Source organism: Paenibacillus ottowii, from assembly GCF_006874425.1.
In the GTDB taxonomy this organism is placed as follows: domain Bacteria; phylum Bacillota; class Bacilli; order Paenibacillales; family Paenibacillaceae; genus Paenibacillus; species Paenibacillus ottowii.
In genome coordinates this window covers 24,035-49,532 of sequence record NZ_VIJZ01000016.1, presented here as the reverse complement: position 1 = coordinate 49,532, position 25,498 = coordinate 24,035, and the positions used below count along the sequence as shown (strand labels likewise).

General features: G+C 47.6%; 21 protein-coding genes. 6 read left to right on the top strand and 15 right to left on the bottom strand.

What is annotated here, in order from left to right:
• Positions 1 to 3: 3 nt before the first annotated feature.
• Positions 4 to 1,170 carry a TolC family protein gene (locus FKV70_RS24240; RefSeq protein WP_142614825.1) on the bottom strand — a complete coding sequence of 389 codons (1,167 nt, stop codon included), beginning with the start codon at positions 1,168 to 1,170 and terminating at the stop codon, positions 4 to 6.
• Positions 1,171 to 1,490: 320 nt separating this feature from the next.
• Between FKV70_RS24240 and FKV70_RS24235 the strand changes: the two genes are divergently transcribed.
• Positions 1,491 to 1,679 (top strand): hypothetical protein, encoded by a 189-nt coding sequence (locus tag FKV70_RS24235; RefSeq protein WP_013370989.1) that lies wholly within the window; start codon positions 1,491 to 1,493, stop codon positions 1,677 to 1,679.
• A gap of 174 nt (positions 1,680 to 1,853) precedes the next feature.
• On the opposite strand, the gene FKV70_RS24230 is transcribed toward FKV70_RS24235, so the two are convergent.
• From FKV70_RS24230 to FKV70_RS24220, 3 genes are all read right to left on the bottom strand, one after another.
• Positions 1,854 to 2,177 carry an MGMT family protein gene (locus FKV70_RS24230; protein WP_064797382.1) on the bottom strand — a complete coding sequence of 108 codons (324 nt, stop codon included), beginning with the start codon at positions 2,175 to 2,177 and terminating at the stop codon, positions 1,854 to 1,856.
• A gap of 114 nt (positions 2,178 to 2,291) precedes the next feature.
• Entirely contained in the window at positions 2,292 to 3,452 is a 1,161-nt protein-coding gene (locus tag FKV70_RS24225) for a rhamnogalacturonan acetylesterase (RefSeq protein WP_142614824.1), read from the bottom strand.
• Positions 3,453 to 3,687: 235 nt separating this feature from the next.
• Positions 3,688 to 4,110: a hypothetical protein gene (locus FKV70_RS24220; RefSeq protein WP_142614823.1), complete on the bottom strand. Its 423-nt coding sequence runs from the start codon at positions 4,108 to 4,110 to the stop codon at positions 3,688 to 3,690.
• A gap of 168 nt (positions 4,111 to 4,278) precedes the next feature.
• Between FKV70_RS24220 and FKV70_RS24215 the strand changes: the two genes are divergently transcribed.
• The 4 genes from FKV70_RS24215 (at position 4,279) to FKV70_RS24200 (ending at position 8,026) form a co-directional block, all read left to right on the top strand.
• Positions 4,279 to 4,704, top strand: coding sequence for a CHRD domain-containing protein (locus FKV70_RS24215; protein ID WP_142614822.1), 426 nt, complete (start codon positions 4,279 to 4,281; stop codon positions 4,702 to 4,704).
• A gap of 198 nt (positions 4,705 to 4,902) precedes the next feature.
• Positions 4,903 to 6,114 (top strand): acyltransferase, encoded by a 1,212-nt coding sequence (locus FKV70_RS24210; RefSeq protein ID WP_244310840.1) that lies wholly within the window; start codon positions 4,903 to 4,905, stop codon positions 6,112 to 6,114.
• Positions 6,115 to 6,202: 88 nt separating this feature from the next.
• A complete protein-coding gene (locus FKV70_RS24205) occupies positions 6,203 to 6,904 on the top strand; it encodes a response regulator transcription factor (RefSeq protein ID WP_142614821.1) in 702 nt (233 codons plus the stop codon).
• A gap of 15 nt (positions 6,905 to 6,919) precedes the next feature.
• The gene (locus FKV70_RS24200; RefSeq protein WP_142614820.1) at positions 6,920 to 8,026 is read left to right on the top strand and encodes a sensor histidine kinase; all 1,107 of its coding nucleotides are present in this window, start codon (positions 6,920 to 6,922) and stop codon (positions 8,024 to 8,026) included.
• A gap of 17 nt (positions 8,027 to 8,043) precedes the next feature.
• Here FKV70_RS24200 and FKV70_RS24195 read toward each other — a convergent pair whose 3' ends face one another.
• From FKV70_RS24195 to FKV70_RS24150, 10 genes are all read right to left on the bottom strand, one after another.
• Positions 8,044 to 8,799, bottom strand: coding sequence for a LutC/YkgG family protein (locus FKV70_RS24195; protein WP_142614819.1), 756 nt, complete (start codon positions 8,797 to 8,799; stop codon positions 8,044 to 8,046).
• Positions 8,792 to 10,315, bottom strand: coding sequence for a LutB/LldF family L-lactate oxidation iron-sulfur protein (locus FKV70_RS24190; protein WP_142614818.1), 1,524 nt, complete (start codon positions 10,313 to 10,315; stop codon positions 8,792 to 8,794). Before FKV70_RS24190 ends, FKV70_RS24195 begins: the two co-directional genes overlap by 8 nt.
• Positions 10,312 to 11,040, bottom strand: a complete 729-nt coding sequence (locus FKV70_RS24185) for a (Fe-S)-binding protein (RefSeq protein WP_142614817.1) — start codon at positions 11,038 to 11,040, stop codon at positions 10,312 to 10,314. The genes FKV70_RS24190 and FKV70_RS24185 overlap by 4 nt, the downstream gene beginning before the upstream one ends.
• A 169-nt stretch (positions 11,041 to 11,209) precedes the next feature.
• The gene (locus FKV70_RS24180; protein ID WP_063213937.1) at positions 11,210 to 11,968 is read right to left on the bottom strand and encodes a DeoR/GlpR family DNA-binding transcription regulator; all 759 of its coding nucleotides are present in this window, start codon (positions 11,966 to 11,968) and stop codon (positions 11,210 to 11,212) included.
• Positions 11,969 to 11,988: 20 nt separating this feature from the next.
• Positions 11,989 to 13,464 (bottom strand): rhamnulokinase, encoded by a 1,476-nt coding sequence (locus FKV70_RS24175; RefSeq protein ID WP_142614816.1) that lies wholly within the window; start codon positions 13,462 to 13,464, stop codon positions 11,989 to 11,991.
• Positions 13,461 to 14,681: an L-rhamnose isomerase gene (gene rhaI / locus FKV70_RS24170; protein WP_142614815.1), complete on the bottom strand. Its 1,221-nt coding sequence runs from the start codon at positions 14,679 to 14,681 to the stop codon at positions 13,461 to 13,463. The genes FKV70_RS24175 and rhaI overlap by 4 nt, the downstream gene beginning before the upstream one ends.
• Before the next feature lie 228 nt (positions 14,682 to 14,909).
• Positions 14,910 to 16,979, bottom strand: coding sequence for a bifunctional aldolase/short-chain dehydrogenase (locus tag FKV70_RS24165; protein ID WP_142614814.1), 2,070 nt, complete (start codon positions 16,977 to 16,979; stop codon positions 14,910 to 14,912).
• Between the two features lie 305 nt (positions 16,980 to 17,284).
• Positions 17,285 to 17,926 carry an acetyltransferase gene (locus FKV70_RS24160; protein WP_142614813.1) on the bottom strand — a complete coding sequence of 214 codons (642 nt, stop codon included), beginning with the start codon at positions 17,924 to 17,926 and terminating at the stop codon, positions 17,285 to 17,287.
• Positions 17,923 to 19,062 carry a DegT/DnrJ/EryC1/StrS family aminotransferase gene (locus tag FKV70_RS24155; RefSeq protein WP_142614812.1) on the bottom strand — a complete coding sequence of 380 codons (1,140 nt, stop codon included), beginning with the start codon at positions 19,060 to 19,062 and terminating at the stop codon, positions 17,923 to 17,925. Before FKV70_RS24155 ends, FKV70_RS24160 begins: the two co-directional genes overlap by 4 nt.
• Positions 19,063 to 19,095: 33 nt before the next feature.
• A complete protein-coding gene (locus FKV70_RS24150) occupies positions 19,096 to 19,962 on the bottom strand; it encodes a glycosyltransferase family 2 protein (protein ID WP_142614811.1) in 867 nt (288 codons plus the stop codon).
• Between the two features lie 241 nt (positions 19,963 to 20,203).
• On the opposite strand from FKV70_RS24150, the gene FKV70_RS24145 reads away from it, so the two are divergent.
• On the top strand, positions 20,204 to 21,733 hold the full coding sequence (locus FKV70_RS24145; protein ID WP_142614810.1) for a glycosyltransferase: 1,530 nt from the start codon (positions 20,204 to 20,206) through the stop codon (positions 21,731 to 21,733).
• On the opposite strand, the gene FKV70_RS26795 is transcribed toward FKV70_RS24145, so the two are convergent.
• Positions 21,662 to 25,267, bottom strand: coding sequence for a hypothetical protein (locus FKV70_RS26795; RefSeq protein ID WP_244310839.1), 3,606 nt, complete (start codon positions 25,265 to 25,267; stop codon positions 21,662 to 21,664). The two genes, FKV70_RS24145 and FKV70_RS26795, sit on opposite strands and share 72 nt — an antisense overlap.
• Positions 25,268 to 25,498 lie beyond the last annotated feature (231 nt).

Here is a 25,498-nt window from a genome sequence, read left to right as displayed (position 1 = left end):
TCCCTATGTGCTCCATGGCTTGTTCAACGTATACTCGTTTTGATCCAACTCGATCGCCAGCTCTTCCATTTGGCGTTCAATCTGGTTCACTTTCAACTGATTATTTTTCAATTCCATCTCGATAACCAGACCTCTGGCCCACTTTTTGCGTGATAACTCCAAGGCTTCTTTTGCCGTGCGCAAGCTTTCCTCCAGCTGTACGTATTTCTTTTGGTTTTCCTTAACCGTAGCATACAAATTGCGGAGTGATTCGGCAAAATCCTTTTGACCTTTGGCAAGCTCCTCTTTAGCTGTATCGACATCCATTTTAGCTAGATCGTAAGCACCGGCGCCGTTGTTAAAATCAAAATATCTTACATTAAGTTCCGAAGTTTTGATACTATCCTCCAGCTTCCACAAATTTGGATTCATGTCTGTCAGCTGTTGTATATGTAATTCGATATCCAGCTTCTTCGGTTCTTTGTACACAGGTCGATCCACCATTTCATAGGCTGTCCCGTTAGGCTGTCCCATGAGGAAGTTGAGTGCATCTCTGGATTTTTGCAATGCAATTTTTCCCTGTTCGACCGCTTGTTCCGCCTGGACCCTGGCCTGTGTGCTCTCGTTTTTCGCATATTCAGACAGCTTGCCACGCGCAAATTTGGCAAGGGCAATCTTTTCCTCCGCTTGGGCGATTTCCAGCGCCTCCAGATCATTTTTCAGCTGATTCTCTGCTACAAACACACTTTGATAGCTTTTCATTACATTAAAATAAATCTGGTCTTTGGCGTATTGCGCCTGCTTTTTGCTGGCTAGATAAGATAACGTCGAGGAACTGTAATTCCTCCAGGACGTTTCATTATCCACATACGCATCGTCTATATAATCGACAGGTGAATTGCCCAGCTCCTTTTCTGCATTTTTCAATTCAAGTCTGCGCCGCTCTACATCCCGCTCGGCAGAACGCGTATTGTAGCTGTTCGTCTGTGCCCATTCTACTGCCTGCTTGAGCGTTAATGGAGGTAGAGTCTGTCCCGTGACAGATGGTGTCTTCGGCGTAGCCGCAGCAGATGATGAATTAACTGATACATTTGCTGTAATGCTTCCTGATGAACTGTCAGCCTGGACAGTGGTGACCAAGCCTGTTGAAAAAGACAGTACAAGCAGCACGGCAGCCGCTTTTGGCTTCATAAATGAGTTTCTCCCCTTTCAAGTGCATCCTTCGAATCTTTTCCATTCTTTTCGACATAAATTTCCACGAATTCCTCGCATTCTAATTGTACTTTCAGGTTTATGTTGGTACAAGGTGTCAAAACAATACATTTTTGTAACCTTTACTGCCAGATAACTCGTTGTAACCTACTTTACGTCCCACTAGACATAGATTTAATCTATTTTTACCTGAACTTTACCTGAATTTCAGCTAATTTTAAGGAAACCAACAGCATCTATTAAGGTTTGAAGCATATACTAGAGAAAGAATAACAGCCGCTCACTAGGAGGGTTAATAGATGATAAAAGAATCTCGCATGACAACTACTAACGAACCGTCTGACTTGTGGATGACTCGCTTTCTGCGCGAATCAGAACAAAAAAAGAAACAGCTCATTCGGGAAGCTCGAAAAAATAACGATATCCCGCTGATGAACAGTATTTCTTTTCACCTTGCCCAGCGGGATCAGCAGCATCTGATTGGATAAGCTTACTTGGAAATCTAGTGCTTTAAATGAACGCCATCCTTCATAATCCGCATGATACGCTAATTAAAAAGAGACAGGACAAATCATAGCTTGATTTGTCCTGTCTTTTTTGGGCGAGGATTCAGACCAGTGTATAGTAGCTCAAAGTCATTGCCACCTCTGCTGATTTCTCGCCTATTCGTCCATCTCCGCCTGCGGATGATAAAGATATTGATCCAATGGAATACGTCCGTTTGCATTAAACTGTATGCCTTCCTCTTCCAGGTACAAGCGCTGCAAGGATGCGGATTCATCCTCCTGTAAAGCAATCTCACCCAAGCGGTTGACTACTCGGTGCCAGGGGAGTCGGTGTTTTTGGCTCATTGTATGTAAAATTCGCACCACCTGTCTAGCTCCTCTTGGGCTTCCGGCCTCTGCCGCAATTTGACCGTAAGTCATTACTTTTCCCTCAGGGATCAGCAATATAATTTGAAGCACACGGGCAGTGAAAGGCTGCATGTTCTCATTCCTCCGCATTACTATTGCTTTTTCTATTATTATAGCACCCTGAACAGAGACCAAAAACCCCTGCTCCTTCACATGTAAGCAGCAGGGGAATTCTTTAATTGCAATTTAGAACCCACTCAGACCCTGTCTTTTTAAATCCTGCGCTACCAATCGCGCCAGTTCCCTTGCACCTGCATGGTTTGGATGCAGGGTATCACCTTTCATATACAAGGCCAGCGTAGCTTCTTTGCCAATAGAGGTGAAATAAGCTGAACTGAGAACATTCAGATCGACTAAAGGCGCTTGTTCTTCTTGAGCCAATGCCAAAATAGTGCTTCTATACCATCTGTTTTCTGCGTTGTGTACATTGTTAGCATTAAAGTCAGTGGCTCGGCCTTGCGGTGTTGATAGAATTACCGTCGCCCCCTTAGCTTTTACCTGCCGGATCATATCCCGCATCCAGTCCTTAAATTCCGCTTCGCTTTCGTTATGCTTTGGATTGGTATCATTAATGCCTAACTGGAGAATAAAATAATCCCCCGGCTTGATATATTGAACGATTGCCTCCAACTGGCCGTCCTGATGGAACCCTCTAGCAATTTGGCCCCCTGACGCCATATTGCGAATTTGAAAAGTATTTGGGTTTACAAACTCCGGCAGCAGTTGACCCCATCCCGCCTGCACGCTGCTGTCTAGCGGATAATAGTTACAAACCGTGGAATCCCCGCCAATATAAATTGTGCGCTTCGTAACCGGATTACTAGACAATTGCTTGATTTCCAGTGCACTGAGCGTGAAGGATGCACCCTCTTTGCCTTCAGTAACCAGCAGATTTAACTGACCGTCTGTCACTGGGATTTGAAAGCGATCTTTGGCTCCATTTCCCGTCATATTTATAACCTGATACACCCCTTCGGCCGCAACACTTGAACGGGAAGTATCTCCTAAAGTAACCGACACCTCGTACAAACCTGGAGGAAGATCGACGTCAAAAGTATTCTCGCTTTTCGTACCTGTAGCCAGGAATTGTACCGCATCACTTGCCACTCCAGTCCCTGACGCATTGACATTACGCATTTTCTCAGGGGTACGAAAGCCATAACCGCGTGCTGAATTATAGGACAGTGAGGCACTCACTCCGGTATAACCCGTTTCGACCGCACCCCCGCCAAAATCAAACTTGTACTCGATCGTAGATGCTTGTGCCGGGGTAGCTATACCTAACCCTGGTACGCTACATAAAAAAGCTGCCAAAAGCATACCAGTTAATCCTTTGTTCCACTTCATTTTTCATTCCTCCCCAGATTTTTAATTGTACGAAGCAAAAAACAACTTAATGTAAGCGCATACACAAAATTCTATCAATAGTTGCATGGTTGTACCTATGTTATTCTTATGCAAATAAAAAGGAGTCTGCATAGTAAGTTGATCTACTATAATAGTATGCCCGTACATAAAAAAGCTTCGCAGACCCAACTGCGAAGCTTTATGAAGCAAAATTCATTATTTTAAGATTACTATATTAATCGGCAACCAGAATACCGTCAAAACTCTCTGGACCTACACGTATTGTGCCCAGCAAGTTAGAAGAAACAAAAGCCGTGTATACCAGTTGTGGACTAATCGGCGGGTTAAAGTCATCTGCTGAGAACGCAATAACCTGTGGAGCTAATAAACTCAAATTAAAAGTTGACGTAGCTGAATAAACAACAGGATCTGTTACCTGCGTACCTCTTACAATCGTAATTGTAATCCCTACTAAAGCAAGCGGAAGCTGAAGCGATATGGTTCCTTTAAGCAAAACCCTTGGCGTACCTGTAGCTCCCTGTGTGTTTAATCCGATCTGCCCAAACAATTGAGGCGTATTGATAAGAGTAATCGGAATAGCAATAGAATTGGCTGTTGAAGCATTTTGGGATGTTCTTCCGTCAATAAATGTTCCCATGGTTTCTCCTCCTCTCTCTATCAGATATTCATAGTTTATGAGAAAATTCGTTTTCTGCTTGGACTGAATAACTTGTGAAACACACAACTTCTGCTGCATAGGCGAATGTACAGCCCTTTCGCCGGTGCTGTGAATACACTAAATCAACACTGGGAAAGGAGGGACGTAATGTCTAATAAGTTTAGAGCCACATTAAGAGGGGCTAATGAAGTACCTCCGGTCAGAACAAATGCAACAGGAACTGCGGAATTTCATTATCGTCCGTCAAGCCAGCAATTAAGCTTTGAGCTAACTGTTCGCAATATTTCACGAGTAACTGAAGCGCACATTCATCTGGGACGAAGAGGTGAAAACGGACCTATTGTTGCTACCTTGTTTGGTCCTTCAAAATTCGGGATAACTGTAAAAAGAGGCGTCGTTAGTGGTGTGCTACGTGCATGTGATCTTACTGGTCCGCTCAGAGGCAAAACCATTTATGATTTGGTATGCCAAATCAGAGAGGGCAATGCCTACGTCAATGTCCGCACAATCCGTCATCCGAACGGCGCCATTCGTGGACAAATTAGACGCGCACCTATCAAACGCTGCAAATAACAAATGAACATGATTAGTAAAAAGAACTTCCATGCCGCTCATTTTGAGCCTATGGAAGTTCTTTGCTTAATTCTTAACAAAAGTTAAGAAGTTGATAAGCGATTCTTAAGCCACTCCCTTTCAGGTTGTTAAGAACTTTATCTTTTAATAGAAGGAGTTCAACAAGATATAGTTCACTACTGAAAGGAAATGAAGCTTATGAAGCCTAGGACCAAAGAAAAAATTCCTGAATTACAGTTGGTCAGAGCCATGGCAATTCTAGCCGTCCTAATGGTACATGCCACGTCTTATGCAACAGTTCAACTTACACATTCCAGCCTGTATGTTGTATATAATGCGCTCAATGTATTGATGAAGTATGGTACCCCTGTATTTATCGCACTTAGCAGTATGGTGCTGTTCTACAACTATAAGGATCGTCCGATGGGACGACAGCTCTTGAGACGCTTTTATAGGCAAAGATTGCTGTACATCCTCTTACCTTATGTCATGTTCTCTCTCTTTTATTTCATCCTGTCCCTTATGGCTGGCAGTAACGAACCGTGGAGTATAGCTGCTTTGGCGGAAAGCTTTGCTCTGAAGCTGATCACAGGCAAAGCCTACACCCATTTATATTATATTTTTATCATGATGCAATTTTATCTTGCATTTCCATGCGTGCTGTGGCTATTCCAGCGCTATCGGCAATTTCCGCAATGGTCTATTGTCATTGGATTGCTGGTAGAGTGGGCATTTATAATTAGCAATAAATTTCTCTTTCAGGTTCAAAATAAAGGCAGCTGGGCACTGTCCTATGTGGCCTGCTACATGCTGGGCGCTGCTCTCGGTTACTACTATCCCCAGCTCCGAACTTGGTTTCTAATGCGTAAAGGGGAACGAAGCTTTGCCGACGTGCTGACATGGATTGTAATTTGGGCTTTATGGCTGATTTCAGCCACCATTCATGTCTATATGTGGTATGAAAATAGAATGAACGGAACTTCGTACAATTCGCTAGTTTTTGAACTTATGTACAATATGTACAGCCTATCTAGTACGTTAGTATTACTACAGATTTCCTTTCTCATGTATAGGAGACAACATTCCTTTGTCATTCGCAAGCTGGAGCGTCTGGGCACACTATCTTTTGGTATGTATCTGATTCATCCGTTCTTCCTGCTTCTGTATCGGCAGTTTTCACCACACATCGGCTCACCGCAGCTTATTCATGTGTGGTACGCTGGAGGTTTTTTTTGTGCACTTTTTTGCTCTTGGCTCGTCGTGTCAGTCATCGCTCGCTTCCTGCCCTTTGCCTGGATCTTGTTCGGTCAACTACCGGGAACAGGCAAAGGCAGCTCAAGCAAAGAGACCCTGCTTCCCCAGCCAAAATCGTTCTATCCAAAGGCTGATGACACCCAGCAAGCAACCTGAAATCAGTGTTCGTAGCCTCCGCCTTTAAAAAAGTATATAATACGCCCATATTGTATACAGCTGGAAAGAACAGAAAGGGTGCAAAATCATGCATAACGGAACCATTTTATTAGTAGACGATGAACCTGAGATTATTAAGCTCATGCAAATATATTTGGAAAATGAAGGGTATCGCTTGCTCGTGGCCCGGGACGGACTGGAAGCGCTGGAACAGGTCAATCGGGAGCAGATAGATGTAATGGTGCTGGATGTGATGATGCCCAATATGGATGGGATTGAAGCATGCATGAAAATCAGGGAAACCGAGCATTTTCCAATCATTATGTTGTCCGCGAAGGGACAAGATATGGACAAAATTACAGGGCTCAGCGTTGGGGCCGATGATTATGTCACCAAGCCGTTCAGCCCGCTGGAGCTCGTGGCGCGCATCAAATCCCAACTGCGCAGAGTACGGAAATATACCCAATCCTCGCCTGTTTTGGAGCATGAAATAGTACTGGATGAACTCTCTATTAATGCTGTTACGCATGAGGTCACTCTCGCCGGAGAACCCGTCAAGCTGACTCCACGTGAGTTCGCCATTGTCGAGTTTTTGGCTCGGCACCGGGGCCAAGTGCTGAGCATGGAGCAGATTTATGAAAAGGTGTGGAAAGAGCAATATCTGGAATCCAATAACACGTTAATGGTTCATGTGCGTAAAATTCGCGAGAAAATTGAGACAGATCCGAGAAAACCCAAATATCTAAAAACGGTGTGGGGCATTGGGTATAAAATGGTAAAATTTGATTGATGGAGGATTTGCGTCTTGAAGGCAAAACGATACGACACGCTGGGATGGAAGCTGGCAGCCCTTAGCCTTGCCGCCTTCACTTTAACTGGACTGATTTTAATGGTGTTTTATTATGGGGCATCTCTGCTGTTATGGCTGAATCCCTCCCGTTCATTTTTTGGTACTCGGTTGATCCGCTGGACCGTAAATCATATTGGTTCCTCACTGATCATGCTGGTAGGCGGGCTGCCTTTATATATTTATTTCTTTTTCCTTTTTACCAAAAATACGATTGGCTATTTACGCGAGATTACGACAGGGATGCAGAAGTTTGCGGACGGAAATCTATCCTATTCGATTCCGGTATCTTCAGCGGATGAGCTGGCAACCTTGGCGAAAAATATGAATACGATGGCAGACAAGCTCCGTCGTTCACTAGAAGAAGAACGAGCCTCCGCCAAAGCGAAAAACGACCTGATCACTGGCGTATCCCACGATCTTCGCACCCCGCTAACATCCGTGATCGGCTTTTTGGAGTACATTGAAACCGACCGTTACCGGGACGAAATTGAGCTGCGCTACTATGTGAACATTGCTTATGAAAAATCACTGACGCTTAAAAAGCTGATCGACGAGTTATTTGAATACACACGTGTGAGTGGTGGCAGCCTGCCACTGGAGCTGGAGCCTGTAGACCTCGGCAAATTGCTCACTCAGCTTGCTGAGGAATTTGTACCCTCGCTGGAACAGGCCGACATGTCTTATCGTGTCCGAATCGTTGAGACCGTTCGGATTTTGGCTGATACGGACGAGTTGGTACGCCTGTATGAAAATTTATTTTCCAACGCGATTCGATACGGCAAGGAGGGCAAGCGGCTCGATATCACCATCGGACGTGAAGGCGATGAAGCGATAGTCATCTGCACCAACTACGGTACCCCGATTCCACCAGAAGACGTTCCGCATCTGTTTGAACGGTTTTACAGAGTGGACAAATCACGCTCCAAGGAAACGGGAGGCACCGGTCTGGGGCTGGCCATTACCAAAAGCATTACCGAGCTGCACAATGGCCGGATTTCGGTTAGGAGCAATCACAGACAAACAGATTTTGAAACTCGTTTTCCGCTCTATCGTGCCCGTTAGACGGGAAGTGCAACGCTCTAACCAATCAACAGCGTATACACGATACCTGGTCCATGTACCCCGATCGTCAAGTCGTTTTCAATATCGGATGAACGGCTCGGACCGGTAATAAAATGAATGCCTGCCGGCAACTGCTCGGGTCCGGCTTCATCAAAGCGGCTTAAAATCTCGCCCAGTCGTGTTCGCAGACGCTCCACTGGCAGGAGAATGATCAGCGCGGTCGGCAGCAGGCTGACCGAGCGCCCCTTCCCCGGCGCAGATAGCACCGCTACCGAGCCGGTGTAGGCGGCGGCCTCATCGGCCATGACAATGCCGATATCGGCTTCCGCAGCGCGTGCCCTCCAGTTCTCGGCTGAATCGGTGTTCCACACCGACAGTCGAACTTCCGGTAGCGCTGCTTCCAACTGGAGCGCATCCAGGTCCGGCTCATTTTGCCGGACGATATAAGCCGCTCCCAGCTCGCGCGCCTTGTGCGCGATCCAGTCTGCCGTCTCCTCCAAATCCGGCAGACGCACGACATGTCCGCCAACACTTGTAAAGTTGGCGGTAAACTCCTCGATCCGCTGCTCCGCATCCCATTCGAATTCGTGCCAAAACGCAGGTGCGCCGCGAAACGGCTGCATCGGTGGCTCCGTCTGCCGCGGACGCTTGAGCCGCGCCGCAATTCCCCCCATAAAGCGCGTCTGTTTGACACGGGATTCGGCTTCCATTTGATGAAGCCACGCTTCATGCTCCGCTTTTGCTTGCGCAGAAGGACTACGCCGTTCATTCATGCTGGGCCCCTCCTTTACTTCTGTCTGCCAAGATTGTCTCCATTCGGCTGAGAATGTCCGGGTGCATGACCTTGCGTTCCTGCTCCAGCTCACGTGCCAGTGTGTTCCAGTGCTGACGGAAGGATTTTTTCGCTAAACCAGGAGCCACACGGTACGTATTCCAGCCTTTTAAGGGACCAAGCTTAAGGGTAATTTCTCCTTTACGGACGACCGCTTTCTGTGCGATCTGCCCAAGCCGGATCGCCGCAGCGAATCGCTTCGAGCTGGAAACGACTGCCGCAAAACCCTTCATCCCGGCCGTCTCCAGCTTATCCCCTTGTCCCCCTTCCACCTTGCGTCTACGCAAATAAACCAGCATATCATGCAGTGGGATTTTGACCGGACAAGCTTCATAACACGCCCCGCACAAGCTGGACGCACTCGCAATATCGTTCCACTCTTCAATGTTGCCATGAAGGGCAGGCGTAAGCACTGCACCGATAGGGCCGCTATATGTCCCGCCATACGCGTGTCCCCCAATGTGTCGGTACACTGGACAGGCGTTCAGGCAAGCACCGCAGCGAATGCAATTCAACAACTCCTGAAATTCGGGATTGCCTAACTGAAGCGAACGTCCATTATCTACGATGATGATATGCATTTCCTCCGGTCCATCAGCATCCTGGCTGCGCCGGGGTCCAGAAATACCGGACATATACATCGTCAGCTTCTGTCCGGTAGCGGAGCGTGGCAGCAATGTAGCCATCACTTCCAAATCTGTCCAGGATGGAATAATCCGCTCCATACCCATCAGTGTAATTTGTGTTTTGGGCAGCGTGGAAACCATACGTGCGTTACCTTCATTTTCGAACAGTACCATGGAACCCGTCTCGGCAATGGCAAAATTGCAGCCTGTCATGCCAATATCCGCATCCAGAAACTTTTCACGCAGCTTTTTTCGGACAAAGCCCGCCAGAATCGTCGTATCTGCGGACAGCTCCTCCCCCGCTTCTTTGGACAGCAACTCGGCAATCTGATAACGGTTTTTGTGAATCGCAGGGATTACGATATGAGATGGCGCCTCACCTGCCAGTTGAATAATATACTCACCGAGATCACTTTCAATCGTCTCGATATCTGCACCTTCCAGCGCCTGGTTCAAATGCAGCTCCTCTGACACCATCGACTTGGATTTGACGACAGAACGTACTTGGTTATGCGCGGCAATGTCCAGTGTAATGCCTACGGCATCCACTGCGGTGTCAGCAAAATGGATGTGCACCCCGTTGGCACGGGCATTTTCTACAAATAGATTTAGGTAATAGTCCAGATGGGCAATGGTATGAAGCCGAATTTGACGCCCTCGCTCACGCCATTCCTCCCAATTTCCGTGCTGTTCTGAAGCTACCCGCTTGCCGTTGCGCAGTCGCTCGGTAGTGAAACGAACTGCATTCCGCAGAAAATCGTCATTCAGAGCTAGCTCTGCGCGTTCTTTGACCTTTTGGTTCATAGAATAATGTGTATGTACAGCGGTCATGCATGTTTCACCCCTTCATACAGCAGCTCTGCCAGATGCATCACCCGAACTGGCTCTTCCCGATATCTAAGATTTCCGGCGATGTTCATTAGGCAGGCCATATCCAATCCCACCAATACCTCGGCTTCCGTCTCCCTGATATGGTCCACTTTTTCAGTTACCATCGCTCCCGAAATAGCGGGCATTTTCACCGCAAAAGTACCACCAAACCCACAGCAGTCCTCAGCAAAAGGAAGCGGCACTAATTGCAAACCCTTTACGCTGCCAAGCAGCTTCATCGGTTCCTCCTTTACGCCGAGCAAACGTGTTCCATGACAAGACGGATGGTAAGTTACCGTATGCGGAAAAGACGCGCCCACATCGGTCACGCCAAGCACCTGTACCATAAATTGTGTAAACTCATACGTCTTTTGCTCCAGCCTCCGTGCTGAATCCAGCCATTTGGGCTCATCCTTAAACAATTCCGGGTAATGATGAATCATATACGTGCAGGAACCGGAAGGAGCTACGACAAAATCGCTGTCATTAAACGCTCTCAAAATCGTTTTTGCCGCAACCCTTGTTTCGTCCCAATAGCCGCTGTTATAGGACGGCTGCCCGCAGCATGTCTGCACCTTGGGAAATTCCAGCTCGACACCATATCTGGCAAGCAAGCGTGCCATCGCTTCTCCTACTCTTGGATAAATGGCATCACTCAGGCAGGTAATAAATAAAGATACCTTCATACGACACACCCCTTCCGTCCATTTTCCACAAGGAAAACTTTCATCATAAGCATAAGCTTGCAGTGGGATGCTCGCCTATAGGTGTTTTACATCATCAATGAATCCCACTGCAACAGCAATCGTAAGATCAAATGAAACGAGGAGCGACCTCCCTCCAGAAACTCCATACTTACACAATCGTAACTGGAATGGACAGCTCTGCGAGTTGACTACGAATCGGGTCCGACAACCGTGAATCTGTGATTATTTCGGACACTTGTGACAAGTGCACGACATGTGTAAACGCCTGCTGCCCGAATTTGCTCGCATCCGCCAATAAAATCACGCGATCCGCAATGCTGACCATTTTCTGCTTCAAACGAGCTTGCAGCTCATTCGATTCACTAATGCCGCGATCCAGATGAACTCCCTGGCTGGAAAAAAATAGCTTATCTACATAATAGGTTTCTAATGAACGCTCTGCAAGAGGACCCACGAACGACAGTGAACGTTGAAGCAACTGACCTCCCGTCGAAATGACCTCGATTTTTTCCTTACCCGCCAGCTCTGTAGCTACCCGAATCGAATTGGTCAATATCGTTAAAGGAATATCTGGCAGACTGGAAGCCATATACCAGGCCGTCGTACTGGCATCCAGTAAAATGCGATCATGCGGCTGAATCTGCTTGACCGCTTCCTCAGCAATTCGACGCTTTTCCTCCGCGTTCATAATTTCCCGTACCGCATAGGGGGTTTCAGGCTGCTCGTTTTTGACGCTAACCGCTCCCCCATGCGAACGGCGCAGTCGCCCCGCCTGCTCCAGTCGATCCAGATCGCGTCGGATCGTTTCTTCCGTTACTTTACACAACTCACTTAATTCGGACACTCGTATGCTTCCTCTTTCATTCACGAGCTGTACAATCATCTCATATCTTTCTGCGACCAGCATGGCAATCTCACTCCACCTCTTTAATGTACAAAAAGTCCTGTCACCCGCCGGAACCGCCCATAGGCATCCTCCCACGCTTCTGACTCGGCAGGTTCATATTCCTCTACGACAATAGAATCTGCAATGACCCCGCGTGCTTCCCATATATCGGAGAACTTTCTCTGTGTCATCCATTGTACCGCAAGATTGCCAATTGCGCTCGCTTCTGCGGGTCCCGCCCACACCGGTTTTTGAATCGAATTGGCCGTCCATTGGCACAGCAAGTGGTTCTGAATTCCCCCACCGACCATATGCAAACCATTAAAACGCTGTCCTGACACCCGTTCGGTAAGCTCCAAAATATAACAATACTTTAACGCCAGACTTTCAAGAATGCAGCGCGTAATCTCTCCCGGCGTATCCGGCAATGGCTGCCCGGTATTGCGGCAGTATTGGCGGATACGTGTTTTCATATCCCCGGCATGCAGAAACAGTTCATCATCCGGGTCAATCAAACAAGTGAACGCCGGTGCCTGTTCTGCCAACCGAACCAATTCAGGAAAGGAATAGGAGTATCCCTGCCGCTCCCACTCTCTGCGCGCCTCCTGTAGAATCCACAGTCCCATGATATTTTTTAGCAGCCTGTAGGTCCGACCCACGCCGCCTTCATTTGTAAAATTAAATCGAAGCGTATCATCATTGATTACAGGCTGTGCGGTCTCCGTTCCCATCAGGGACCATGTTCCGCAGCTCAAGTACGCAAAGGACCGTTCCAGCGCAGGCACCGCAGCTACCGCTGATCCTGTGTCATGCTCTGCTACTGCAATCACAGGAATCGCTCCAACACCCAAATCCGTCATCACCGATGAACGGATTGTACCTGCAACACTTCCCGGCTCCAGTACCTCTCCAAACCAAGAACGGGGAATGTTGATTCCAGACAAAAGCTCATCATCCCATTTTTGCTGCAGCGGATGATATAATTGCGTGCTCGTTGCATTCGAAAATTCATGAAACATTTCACCTGTCAGAAAATATCGCAGCAAATCAGGGATCATTAAGAAATGCGTTGCCTGCTCCAGCAAGGGTGAACTCATCTTCCGCATAGCGGCCAGCTGATAAATCGTATTAAATGTCAAAAACTGAATGCCTGTGCGCTGGAAAATAAACTCTTTTCCCAGCCGTTTCTGTACGTTCTCCATCACCCCATGTGTATGCCAATCCCGGTAATGGTAAGGGTTGCCCAGCAATTCTCCAGTTTCCCCAATCAGTCCAAAATCAACTGCCCAGGAATCGATCGCCAGGCTGGACGGATTCACTCCCATATGCTTGGCTTTGAGCAATCCCTGCTGCACCTCGTGATAAAGACGCAGTATGTCCCAGTGCAGGCGTTCGCCGACCTTGACCGGATCATTGGAAAAGCGATGGATTTCCTCCACCACGATACGTGAATCGGTTAATTTTCCGAGCAGAACCCTACCGCTACTTGCCCCCAGATCATATGCAAGGACGCTCACCAGCTCGCACCGCCCTTGCCTCTTTGCAAAATCTGCGCACCATACTCAGAAGCCAAGTAGGCTTTCATGGGATCTGCAGGTAATCCTTGCTCTTCGCGGATCGCTTTGAGCAACGGTGCCACATCAAACTCGAACGCTTGGCGTACGGCATCCTCCGCACCCAGCACATCCTGACGACTCGCCGCTTCCTCCACTTCTGCATGATTAATCAAGAGTGCCTTCGCATATTGAGTTTGCACATTCAGTACCGAGCGAATCATGGCCGGAATTTTGGGTTCGATATTGTGCGACTGATCGATCAAATAAGCGATTTTATCGACAGCATGGCGGATATCTGCATCAACATCCTGCGCTGCGTTCAAAATCTGGTAAAAGATTAAAAACAGCTCATACGGATTGGCAGAGCCCACAATCAGATCATCATCCGCATATTTATAACTGTTAAAATGAAAGCCACCCAGTCGCTGCTCATCCATTAAAAACGCAACAATATGCTCTACGTTGGCTCCGGGCAGGTGATGCCCAGTATCCACCAGCACCTGTGCTTGCGGCCCCAACTTGGTCGCGTAATGGTACGCCATGCCCCAATCGGCAATATCCGTATGGTAAAAGGCTGGCTCAAACGCCTTGTATTCAATCAGCATGCGCATATCCGGCGTAAGCGCCTTATACATTTCACGCAGCGCCTCCAGCATCCAATTTTTGCGTTTGCGAATGTCCCCCTGGCCGGGATAATTGGTTCCGTCTGCGAACCATAAGCTAAAATCGTTGGAGTCCGTTTCCTTGGCAATATCCACGCATTCTAACAAATGGTTGATAGCCTTGCGACGGATTGCCGGGTCTACATTGGTAACGCTACCGAGCATATAGTCCTCGTCTTGAAACAGATTGGGATTGATTGCCCCTATTTTTAGACCGAGAATTTCAGCATGACTGCGAAGCTTGCCGTAATCGTCTACTTTATCCCATGGGATGTGAATAGCAACAGATGGGCATAAACCTGTCACGGCATGAACCTGTGCGGCATCCTCCAGCTTTTCGTACGGATCGCGCGGCACGCCCGTTTTCTGGAAGACCTTGAACCGTGTACCTGAGTCTCCATATCCCCAGGAAGGTGTTTCTATATTAAGCGCTTTCAGTCTTGACTTTACTTGCTTCAGGTCAATGCCTCGTTGCTGCTGTTGTTCCTCGAATAAGGCGTACGCTTTGTCACTCATCGTGGTTCCTCCTTGGAAAATGAAGTGAGTTATGGGAGGCCGCTTCGCGTGCGGATTGCTCTTCCGATCGCTGTTGCAACGGGATTTTTCATTTTGCAACACATAATAAGGTTAAAATCCCGTTGCAAAGGCGAACGCTCCGCTTCTTCAAAACAATTCCGCCCGCTCCGCTGGTGACTACCCATAAAGTCACTTTTATTTTAAAATGTTAGGTTCATTTCAATTTGGCTAGCGTGTAAAGGCTGCTGAGACGCCGCCGTCGATGGTCAACATACAGCCTGTCGTTTTCTCCGCCTTGGATGAGGCGAAAAAGGCAATGCCCTCAGCAATATCCTGCGGGTAAATGTTGACCAGCAGCGTCGTTCGCTTGCGGTAATGTTCCTCCAGCTGATCTGGCTCGATGCCGTAGGCAGCGGCTCGCTCATTGCGCCAATTGGAGTTCCAGATTGCCGAGCCTTGCAAAATCGCATCCGGCAAAATCGTGTTCACGCGGATGCCGTATTCGCCGCCTTCTGCGGCAATACAACGAGCCAGATGCGCTTCCAGCGCCTTGACCGAGCTGTAAGCCGTTACATTTTTACCTGCGTAGACTGAGTTTTTGGAACCAACGAACACCATGCTGCCGCCAAGTGTCTGTTCCTTCATCAGCTTGAATGCTTCACGCGCGACCAAAAAATAACCTGTTCCCAACACGTTTACATTTAAATTCCATTCCTTTAATGATGTTTCATCGAACGGACTGGATGTAGCAAGCCCTGCATTGTTAACGATGACATCTACACCACCATAGGTCAGCGCTGTCTCGGCATAGGCCGCCTGGATCTGCTCCTCTTGCGTCACATCCATTTTCACGGCAATCGCTCGGTTTTTACCGTAACTGCTATTGATGTCTGCGGCTACCTTTTGCGCGCCCTCCAGATTCAGGTCTGCCAATACGACATGCGCACCTTCATCCACCAAACGCCGTGCGGTTGCACTACCAATTCCTCCTGCACCGCCTGTAATGAACGCAATTTTGCGTGAAAATTCTGCTTCTGCTGGTACCAGTGATAGCTTGTAAAGCTCCAGCGGCCAATATTCCACGTTGTAAGATTCATTTTCACTAAGCGAAACAAACTCTCCTAACGCCGTTGCTCCTCGCATAACAGCAATAGCCCGATGATACAGAGCGCCGCTCACCTGTGCATTACTCCAGCTTTTGCCTGTGTTGATCATACCGATACCCGGAATCAGGATTACACGCGGTGCTGCTTCAAATCTCACATCTCCTTCATGTCGATTGCGCTCGAAATAAGCTTGGTATTGCTCTTTATAGGCTGCTATACCCTCGGCAAGCTTAACTTTCAGCCCCTCTACATCCTCCAAATCTGGTGTCCAATCTATATAAATCGGTTTCATTTTGGTATGAACGAGATGATCCGGGCACGCTGCTCCGACCTGGGATAAAGCGGCAGAATCGCGGCCGTTCACAAATTCCAACACATCCTCTGCGTCATCAAAGGTGAGGATCATCTTTTTCTCATCACTGACTGCACCCCGGATGGATGGCATGACTTGGGACACAATACTACGGCGCCCTTTTGAAGTAAGCGATTTATACTTTGCGCCTCCAAATCCCTGCTTTTTCGCTTGACGAGCTTTAATATAGCTTTCTGCTTCTTGAATGATTTCGATCGTTTTGGCATAAGCCGCTTCGGATGTGTCTCCCCAAGTAACCAAGCCATGCTTTTCCATCAATACCAACTCAGCTTGTGGATGATCAAGAACCCCTTGGGCTATCATTTTCGATAGCTTAAAACCGGGACGGATATAAGGTACCCATACAAAACGGTCACCGAAAATTTCCTTAGCGATTTCCTGGCCGTTATGCGAACAGCATAAGCTGATAATCGCGTCCGGATGTGTATGATCGACATGATTAAAAGGCAAAAATGCGTGTAGCAATGTCTCAATGGAAGCACGCGGATGCTTGGCATCTATCATACAGTTCGCCAAATATGCGACCATATCCTCGTCAGACATATCTTCCCGTTCAAACAATGGACGAATATCCTCCATACGAAGCCCGGTGAAGTTATGCGCTTTCATGGTTGCAAGATCGGAACCGCTCCCCTTAACGTACATCACTTCAACTTCACGCCCGCGAAAATCTTGTATCGTCGTTTTAGCCGAAGTGTTGCCGCCTCCCCAGTTGCACACGCTTCTATCCGTACCGATGAGATTAGAATGGTAGACGAGCTGCTCCAGCGTGCTTTTTGGCTCAGATGCTTGTGAAGAATTCCACAGACTTTGTACCATAGGAAAAAGACCTCCAAGTTCTGTTTTAGTTTTGAATCACTTTATTATAGTGTTTATTTTTGTTTATGGAGACTATAACACTTTTGTTTGAATTTGAAAATATGCAATACAAAAATAATCAAAAATAAATTTTAATTTTTACTAACCTGTAAAACGAGTATATTCATCCAGCTTAAAATATAATAAGGCCGTACCAGGTCAGGTCATAAAAACCTTTTCCGGTACAGCCTTTTGGCAGGTAAATCACTTCATTGCCAAGCAGATTGCTACGAATTTGAATATGCTCTGTTTCAAAAGAAGGAGGCTTAAGGCATATCAAGTCGTTTTTTAACGACGGCTGGTATACCTGCAGCCATGCTAAAGCTGGGTATATCCTCTTTCACAAAAGCACCTCCACCGATCATAGAACAACAGCCGATGTGGCATTTCTCCCGCACCGAGGCGCCAATGCCGATATAGGCTCCCTCATCTATGGTTACATTGCCTGCCAAATTTACACCGGGGGCTATGGTTACATAATCGCCAATAACCGCATCATGACTCACGTTAACACTCCGATTGATAATTACGTGCTGTCCGATCTTAATATTGTCCGACAGGACAGCTCCTTCAAAGATCATACTTCCCTCTCCAATGGTGTTTCTTCGAGACAATCGAACACGTGGATGTATTAGCGGGGCCGCGATACGAAATCCCGATTGAATTGTATGATAAGCGAATCGCTTCTTTAACGCTGGATCACCCACCCCCGCACATATCAGCTCTACCTCATATTTTAACGCTTTAATGTCGGTCAACGTCCCCAGTACAGGAACACCATCTACACTCTGCCCTTTTGTCTCAGGCCGTTCGTCTAAGAAACCTATCACTCGAACTCCTAGCTCTTCACATAACCAGTTGATTTCCCTCGCATGTCCGCCCGATCCCCAAATAACGAGTTCCCTCATCTGGCTTTCTCTTTTCCCAGGTTTCTTAGAACGTTCACAATTTTTCGAATAATAATCTCGTCCAGTTCCTCCCACAAGGGCAGGCTGACAATATGTTTGGCAATATGTTCGGTAACATGAAGAGTAGACCGCGTATAGCTTTGGAACTGCTTCTGCTGATGGCACGCCGGAGAAAAATAGGTTCTAGCTTCTATTGAATTAGAGGCTAATAACTTAACAACCTCTTGATTCGTGTGTGAATCCGGACTAAGAATAGGGACAAATTGATGAACAACCGATCCTTGCGTTTTTTGTACGGACCATCCTCGTTCTAATAAGTCTGCTTGGATCAGTTCTTGAAGATAATATTCGTAGATCGTCCTTCTATTCTCCCGTACAGTCTTGAAATGATCGAGTGTGGCTAAAGCGATAGCGGCGGTATACTCGGATATCTTACTGTTAAGACCTTGGATGACAGATTCCCTGCTGCTGGAGAAACCAAAATTTCCCGCTTGACGAATTCGCCTAATAACATCTCGGTCCAAACTGTATACCAATCCACCCTCTCCAATACCAAATGATTTGGTGGCATGAAAGCTGAATACTACGGCTCCTCCAAAGCCTTTGCCAAAATGGGTGGCTTCCTCGGAAGTTATCGTTCCAAAACTGGCAGCAGCATCAATGACTACCGGAATTCCTTGCTCCTGCAGCTTATTGTACACGGATAAATCAAGGGCTGTACCGAAAGTGGCATAAGGAACGATTACCGCAATCTCATCTCCCAGCAGCTTGACTGTCTGCTCTAACTGCTCCCTATTCATTTGCCAATTTTCCGGCTCAATATCAAGGAAGTAGGGTTCTAGCCCGCACCACTCAGCGGCAAGTGGAGTGGCAGCAAAAGTAAAACTTGGCATAACAGCATATTTGCCCTGTGGTCGCTTGCTTTGAGCGATCGCCAAAATCAAGCCGATTGTAGCGTTATGAACGGTCACAGCTGAACCGATTCCATCAAACATTTGTGCAATTACCCGCTCTTCAAACAGATTATTTAAGGGACCATAATTGGAGTAAATCCGCGTCTCTTCTATTTTCTCAAAATTAGCAATAAATCGTTCCTTTTTTACTAAATTAGGTCGTAAGAAGGGAATGTCGAACATCAGCCAGCCTCCTTTGCATATGGGATGAGCAAGCTAGGTTTCTAATGTTTTTAATATCATTTCAATTCGCTTGATATCTGCAACAAATGGTGGACGACCTCTTATACGTTCCTGATAAGAATGAAGTGCAGCTTTAAACAAATCGTTAGTATCAAGAAATCCATCCTCTCTTGAGGCAATTATAATATCTAACCATTCCGTGAACGCACTTTGACCAAGCGTCTGATTATTTTGATTGGGATGTATTCGGAAATAGCTCAGCGCTTCAGTAATATACACTGCTTTTCCCTTTGATAGTAAGTTCAACCAAGAAGCTAAATCATTAAGAAGAGAATACTGTTTTCCTTTATATACTCCAAACCGTTCGATAAGATCTGCTTTTTTAAATAACACTGTCGTAGGTTCACCAATCACATTTAAACAACGAGTTAATGCAACGTTTGCCAACATTCTTCCGTCCATTATCCTTGTTTCCTCGTACAACCTTTCCGTTGCACAGAGCGGTGGGAGAATAGCCCCTGATTCATCCATGGTTTGCCGATACGAGGTAACCAGTGTGATGTTTTCAAAATTTTCAAAAAAATAAATCATCTTTGCTATTTTTTCTTTGTGAAACATGTCGTCATCCATCAAGTAATTGATATATTCACCTGACGCTAAATCAAAACATTTATGCCAATTTCCGAGAAAAAGATTTTTATCATTTTTATAATATTTAATTTGGGGAAAAGAATCTAAATAAGAATCAAGCATTTCTTGTACTTCATTCGTTGTACTGTCATCGCAGATAATGATCTCGATGTTCGGATAAGTTTGTTCCAATACACTGTCGATGGCGATTTTTAGCGTATACGGCCGATTATATGCAGGTATAACTACACTTACTAATGGGCATTGCACGCTTACTCCACCTTTCTTTTATGCTTAGGTGTCTAACGGAGGTTTCAAACGATTTAATTCGCTATGTTTATATGGGCTGGCATTTTCCTCACATCCCCGAACACATGCACATACACATACATATATATTGCTGGGAAATAGAATGATGCCGGGAAAATGAATGTTTCAGTAAAAACAATAACTTACGTCTGATCGGCACATCCCTCTCGTTGATGTTCGAAACTGGTAAAGGGGAATGATTATGTCATTGAATTTCACTCCGCTATTGACAGCTCATTTATTTGTATCGAAGAAGGTTTTAAAGGATCATGTAAAAGAATTGATAGATAGATTAGAAAAAAATCACATTACAATAAACTTGTATGAGGCTGATCAACCACTTATAGACAATAGCCTCCAAAAGCCTCGGGTTTACGTCTCGCTTGGAGGAGAGTGGGGAGAATTTTCAGCACTAAAGGCGTTACCTCGCCACGAAAAAAAACGCTGGTTGCACTTCCAATCACCAGACGGAATTCAACCTATGCATTTATTTTTCTGCTGGCTTAAGGCAACAGATCCTCTTCCGGAGAATAAAATGATTCCTCCAACACATTTCTCTTCAAACACACCTTTAATATCCGTGTTTACTGCCAGTTACAGATCAAAAGAAAAAATTCAACGACCTTACCAATCTTTGTTGAAGCAGACTTACAAGAACTGGGAATGGGTAATCGTGGATGATTCCGGGGATGAAGATGAGACATACCAGGAGTATTTGCTCCCTTTAGAGGATCACCGTGTGCGGAGATATCGCCAAGATTCCCGCAATGGTTATATAGGGGCTATCAAAAGGTTTGCAGCAGGTCTCTGTACAGGGGAAATTTTAGTAGAAGTCGATCATGATGATGAGCTAACTCCTGACTGCCTAGAGAAAATCGTCAAAGCATTTCAACAAAACCCTGACTGTGGCTTTGTTTATGGAGATTGTGCTGAGGTGTATGCAGGGAGCAATCATGCGCATTGGTACGGCTGGGATTGTGGCTTTGGTTACAGTGTTCATTATCGAGTCTGGTTGCATGAAATGAACAGATGGCAAAATGCACAAAAGCATACGACCATTAATGGCAAAACCATTCGTCATCTGGTCGGTTTACCCAATCATCCACGTGCGTGGACGAGGGACTGTTATCATCTGATCGGAGGCCATCGCAATGAACTGCTGGTAGCAGATGATTACGATATGCTGGTTCGGACATTTCTTTGTACTAAAATAGTGAACGTCCCTGATTTAATATATATCCAGTATCGTAACGAACATGGAAATAACACTACATTCCTCAGAAATAAGCAGATTCAGGTTCTTGTAGGGGAACTATACAGATGCTATTTTCAAAGGATTCAAATGAGATTGAAAGAACTCGATTTACCCCAGCTACTGCCATATCGTCGTATATGGGAGACTTCTACGAACGATCCTGCCCGGAAATCTGCTCACGTTATTCAAGAAGATACCTCAAAATTCTCAATATTGTTCCCGATCCCCCATTCCTACCCTGAAATAGAGCATACACAATTAAATAAGACACTCCAAAAGGGCATTGAAAACAACTTTAGGGAGATTGAAATTGTGGTTGTAGGTCGAATTCCATCAGAAATCGAAACCTATGCCTCCAAAGCTCCCAGGGGAGCCATTCGATGGTGGCCAATGGAGCCAAATGATTCATTGGAAACTTGTATTCAATATGCAAAATTTGTTGCGTCCTGTAAAGAGAAAGTGGTTGTGTTGCCCTAAATTACAACAAGGCTGAATAGAATATTGGCCAACAATTATTTCCCAATGCCTTTGTCGAAGTCTCTTGGAATAATTTCCATGAAGCTTCGACAAAGGTATTTTTTCGTTACACCATAACTGCAAACATGAACTTAAGAAAAAAAGAACCCAAAAGTTATAAATAACTTTTGAGTCCTCTAAATATACCTTGACCTTAAGCTGGTCCTTGCTCGCCTTGAGGTCCCTGAGGGCCTTGGTCACCTTGGACTCCTTGTGGTCCCTGGTCACCTTGGACGCCTTGCGGTCCTTGATCACCTTGAACACCCTGAGGTCCCTGGTCACCCTGAACTCCTTGAGGTCCTTGATCACCTTGAACACCCTGAGGTCCCTGGTCACCCTGAACTCCTTGAGGTCCTTGATCACCTTGAACACCCTGAGGTCCTTGATCACCTTGAACACCCTGAGGTCCTTGGTCGCCTTGAACTCCTTGCGGTCCTTGGTCTCCTTGAACACCCTGAGGGCCTTGATCACCCTGAACGCCTTGAGGGCCTTGATCACCCTGAACTCCCTGAGGGCCTTGGTCGCCTTGAACTCCCTGCGGTCCTTGGTCTCCCTGAACTCCCTGAGGTCCTTGGTCGCCTTGAACTCCTTGCGGTCCTTGGTCTCCTTGAACACCCTGAGGGCCTTGATCACCCTGAACTCCCTGTGGTCCTTGATCGCCTTGGACTCCTTGTGGTCCTTGATCACCTTGAACACCCTGTGGTCCTTGATCGCCTTGAACGCCTTGAGGTCCCTGATCACCTTGAACGCCTTGAGGGCCTTGGTCGCCTTGGTCGCCTTGAACTCCTTGCGGTCCTTGGTCGCCTTGGACTCCCTGAGGTCCTTGATCACCTTGAACTCCTTGCGGTCCTTGGTCACCTTGAACTCCTTGTGGTCCTTGGTCGCCTTGCGGTCCTTGGTCTCCTTGAACACCCTGTGGTCCTTGATCACCTTGAACACCCTGAGGTCCTTGATCGCCTTGAACGCCTTGAGGTCCCTGATCACCTTGAACTCCTTGCGGTCCTTGGTCGCCTTGAACTCCTTGTGGTCCTTGGTCTCCTTGAACTCCTTGTGGTCCTTGGTCGCCTTGCGGTCCTTGGTCTCCTTGAACTCCCTGAGGTCCTTGATCGCCTTGGACGCCTTGAGGTCCTTGATCACCCTGAACTCCCTGAGGTCCTTGATCGCCTTGGACGCCTTGAGGTCCTTGGTCGCCTTGGACACCCTGTGGTCCTTGATCGCCTTGGACGCCTTGAGGTCCTTGGTCGCCTTGGACACCCTGAGGTCCTTGATCACCTTGAACTCCCTGAGGTCCTTGAACTCCTTGAACACCCTGAGGTCCTTGGTCGCCTTGAACTCCTTGTGGTCCTTGGTCTCCTTGAACACCCTGAGGTCCTTGGTCGCCTTGGACTCCTTGTGGTCCCTGATCACCTTGAACTCCTTGTGGTCCTTGGTCGCCTTGGACTCCTTGTGGTCCTTGATCACCTTGAATACCCTGTGGTCCTTGGTCTCCTTGAACGCCCTGAGGTCCTTGATCACCTTGAGCTCCTTGAGGTCCTTGATCACCTTGAACTCCTTGAGGTCCTTGATCACCTTGGACTCCTTGAGGTCCCTGATCACCTTGGACTCCTTGCGGTCCTTGATCACCTTGGACTCCTTGAGGTCCTTGATCACCTTGGACACCCTGTGGTCCTTGGTCTCCTTGGACTCCTTGAGGTCCTTGGTCACCTTGAACTCCTTGAGGTCCCTGATCACCTTGGACTCCTTGAGGTCCCTGATCACCTTGGACGCCTTGAGGTCCTTGATCACCTTGGACGCCTTGAGGTCCTTGATCACCCTGAACTCCCTGAGGTCCTTGATCGCCTTGGACGCCTTGAGGTCCTTGATCACCTTGAACACCTTGCGGTCCTTGGTCTCCCTGAACTCCCTGAGGTCCTTGATCACCCTGAACTCCTTGAGGTCCTTGATCACCTTGAACACCCTGTGGTCCTTGGTCGCCTTGGACACCCTGTGGTCCTTGGTCTCCTTGAACACCCTGAGGTCCTTGGTCGCCTTGAACGCCCTGTGGTCCTTGGTCTCCTTGGACTCCCTGTGGTCCTTGGTCTCCTTGAACTCCTTGCGGTCCTTGGTCTCCTTGAACACCCTGAGGTCCTTGGTCTCCTTGAACTCCTTGCGGTCCTTGGTCTCCTTGAACACCCTGAGGTCCTTGGTCGCCTTGAACGCCCTGTGGTCCTTGGTCTCCTTGAACTCCTTGCGGTCCTTGATCGCCTTGGACGCCTTGAGGTCCTTGATCACCCTGAACTCCCTGAGGTCCTTGATCGCCTTGGACGCCTTGTGGTCCCTGATCACCTTGAACTCCTTGCGGTCCTTGATCACCTTGAACGCCTTGAGGTCCTTGATCACCTTGAACGCCTTGAGGTCCTTGATCGCCTTGGACTCCTTGTGGTCCTTGAACACCTTGAACACCTTGAGGTCCCTGATCACCTTGAACTCCTTGTGGTCCTTGATCTCCTTGGACTCCCTGAGGTCCTTGATCACCTTGAACTCCTTGCGGTCCTTGGTCTCCCTGAACTCCCTGAGGTCCTTGATCGCCTTGGACTCCTTGAGGTCCTTGATCACCCTGAACTCCCTGTGGTCCTTGATCGCCTTGGACGCCTTGAGGTCCTTGATCGCCTTGGACTCCCTGAGGTCCTTGGTCGCCTTGGACTCCTTGTGGTCCTTGATCACCTTGAACTCCTTGTGGTCCTTGGTCGCCTTGGACACCCTGAGGTCCTTGGTCGCCTTGAACTCCTTGCGGTCCTTGATCGCCTTGGACGCCTTGAGGTCCTTGATCGCCTTGGACGCCTTGAGGTCCTTGATCACCTTGAACACCCTGTGGTCCTTGGTCTCCTTGGACACCCTGTGGTCCTTGGTCGCCTTGAACTCCTTGTGGTCCTTGGTCGCCTTGAGCGCCCTGAGGCCCTTGGTCGCCTTGAACTCCTTGTGGTCCTTGGTCTCCTTGGACTCCTTGTGGTCCCTGATCACCTTGAACACCTTGCGGTCCTTGGTCGCCTTGGACTCCTTGTGGTCCCTGATCACCTTGAACACCTTGCGGTCCTTGGTCACCTTGAACACCTTGCGGTCCTTGGTCACCTTGAACTCCTTGTGGTCCTTGAACACCCTGAGGTCCTTGATCGCCTTGAACGCCTTGAGGTCCTTGGTCGCCTTGAGGGCCTTGATCACCCTGAACTCCCTGTGGTCCTTGATCCCCTTGGACACCCTGTGGTCCTTGATCACCTTGAACTCCCTGTGGTCCTTGATCACCTTGAACTCCCTGTGGTCCTTGAACACCTTGAGATCCTTGGTCGCCTTGAACTCCTTGTGGTCCTTGGTCGCCTTGGACTCCTTGTGGTCCTTGATCACCTTGAACACCTTGAGGTCCTTGGTCACCTTGAACTCCTTGGACTCCTTGTGGTCCTTGGTCGCCTTGGACTCCTTGTGGTCCTTGATCGCCTTGGGCTCCTTGAGGGCCTTGAGCACCTTGTGGACCTAGAGGACCTTGAGCACCTAGAGGGCCTTGAACGCCTTGTGGACCTAGAGGACCTTGAGCACCTAGAGGGCCTTGAACGCCTTGTGGACCTAGAGGACCTTGAGCACCTTGGACACCCTGAGGTCCCTGGACGCCTCGATCGGTTCCTAAAAGTTCATCAGATACTAACCGATGCGCAGGTACTAATTGTCCCAATGCATCTTTACCCCAAACAGAAATTT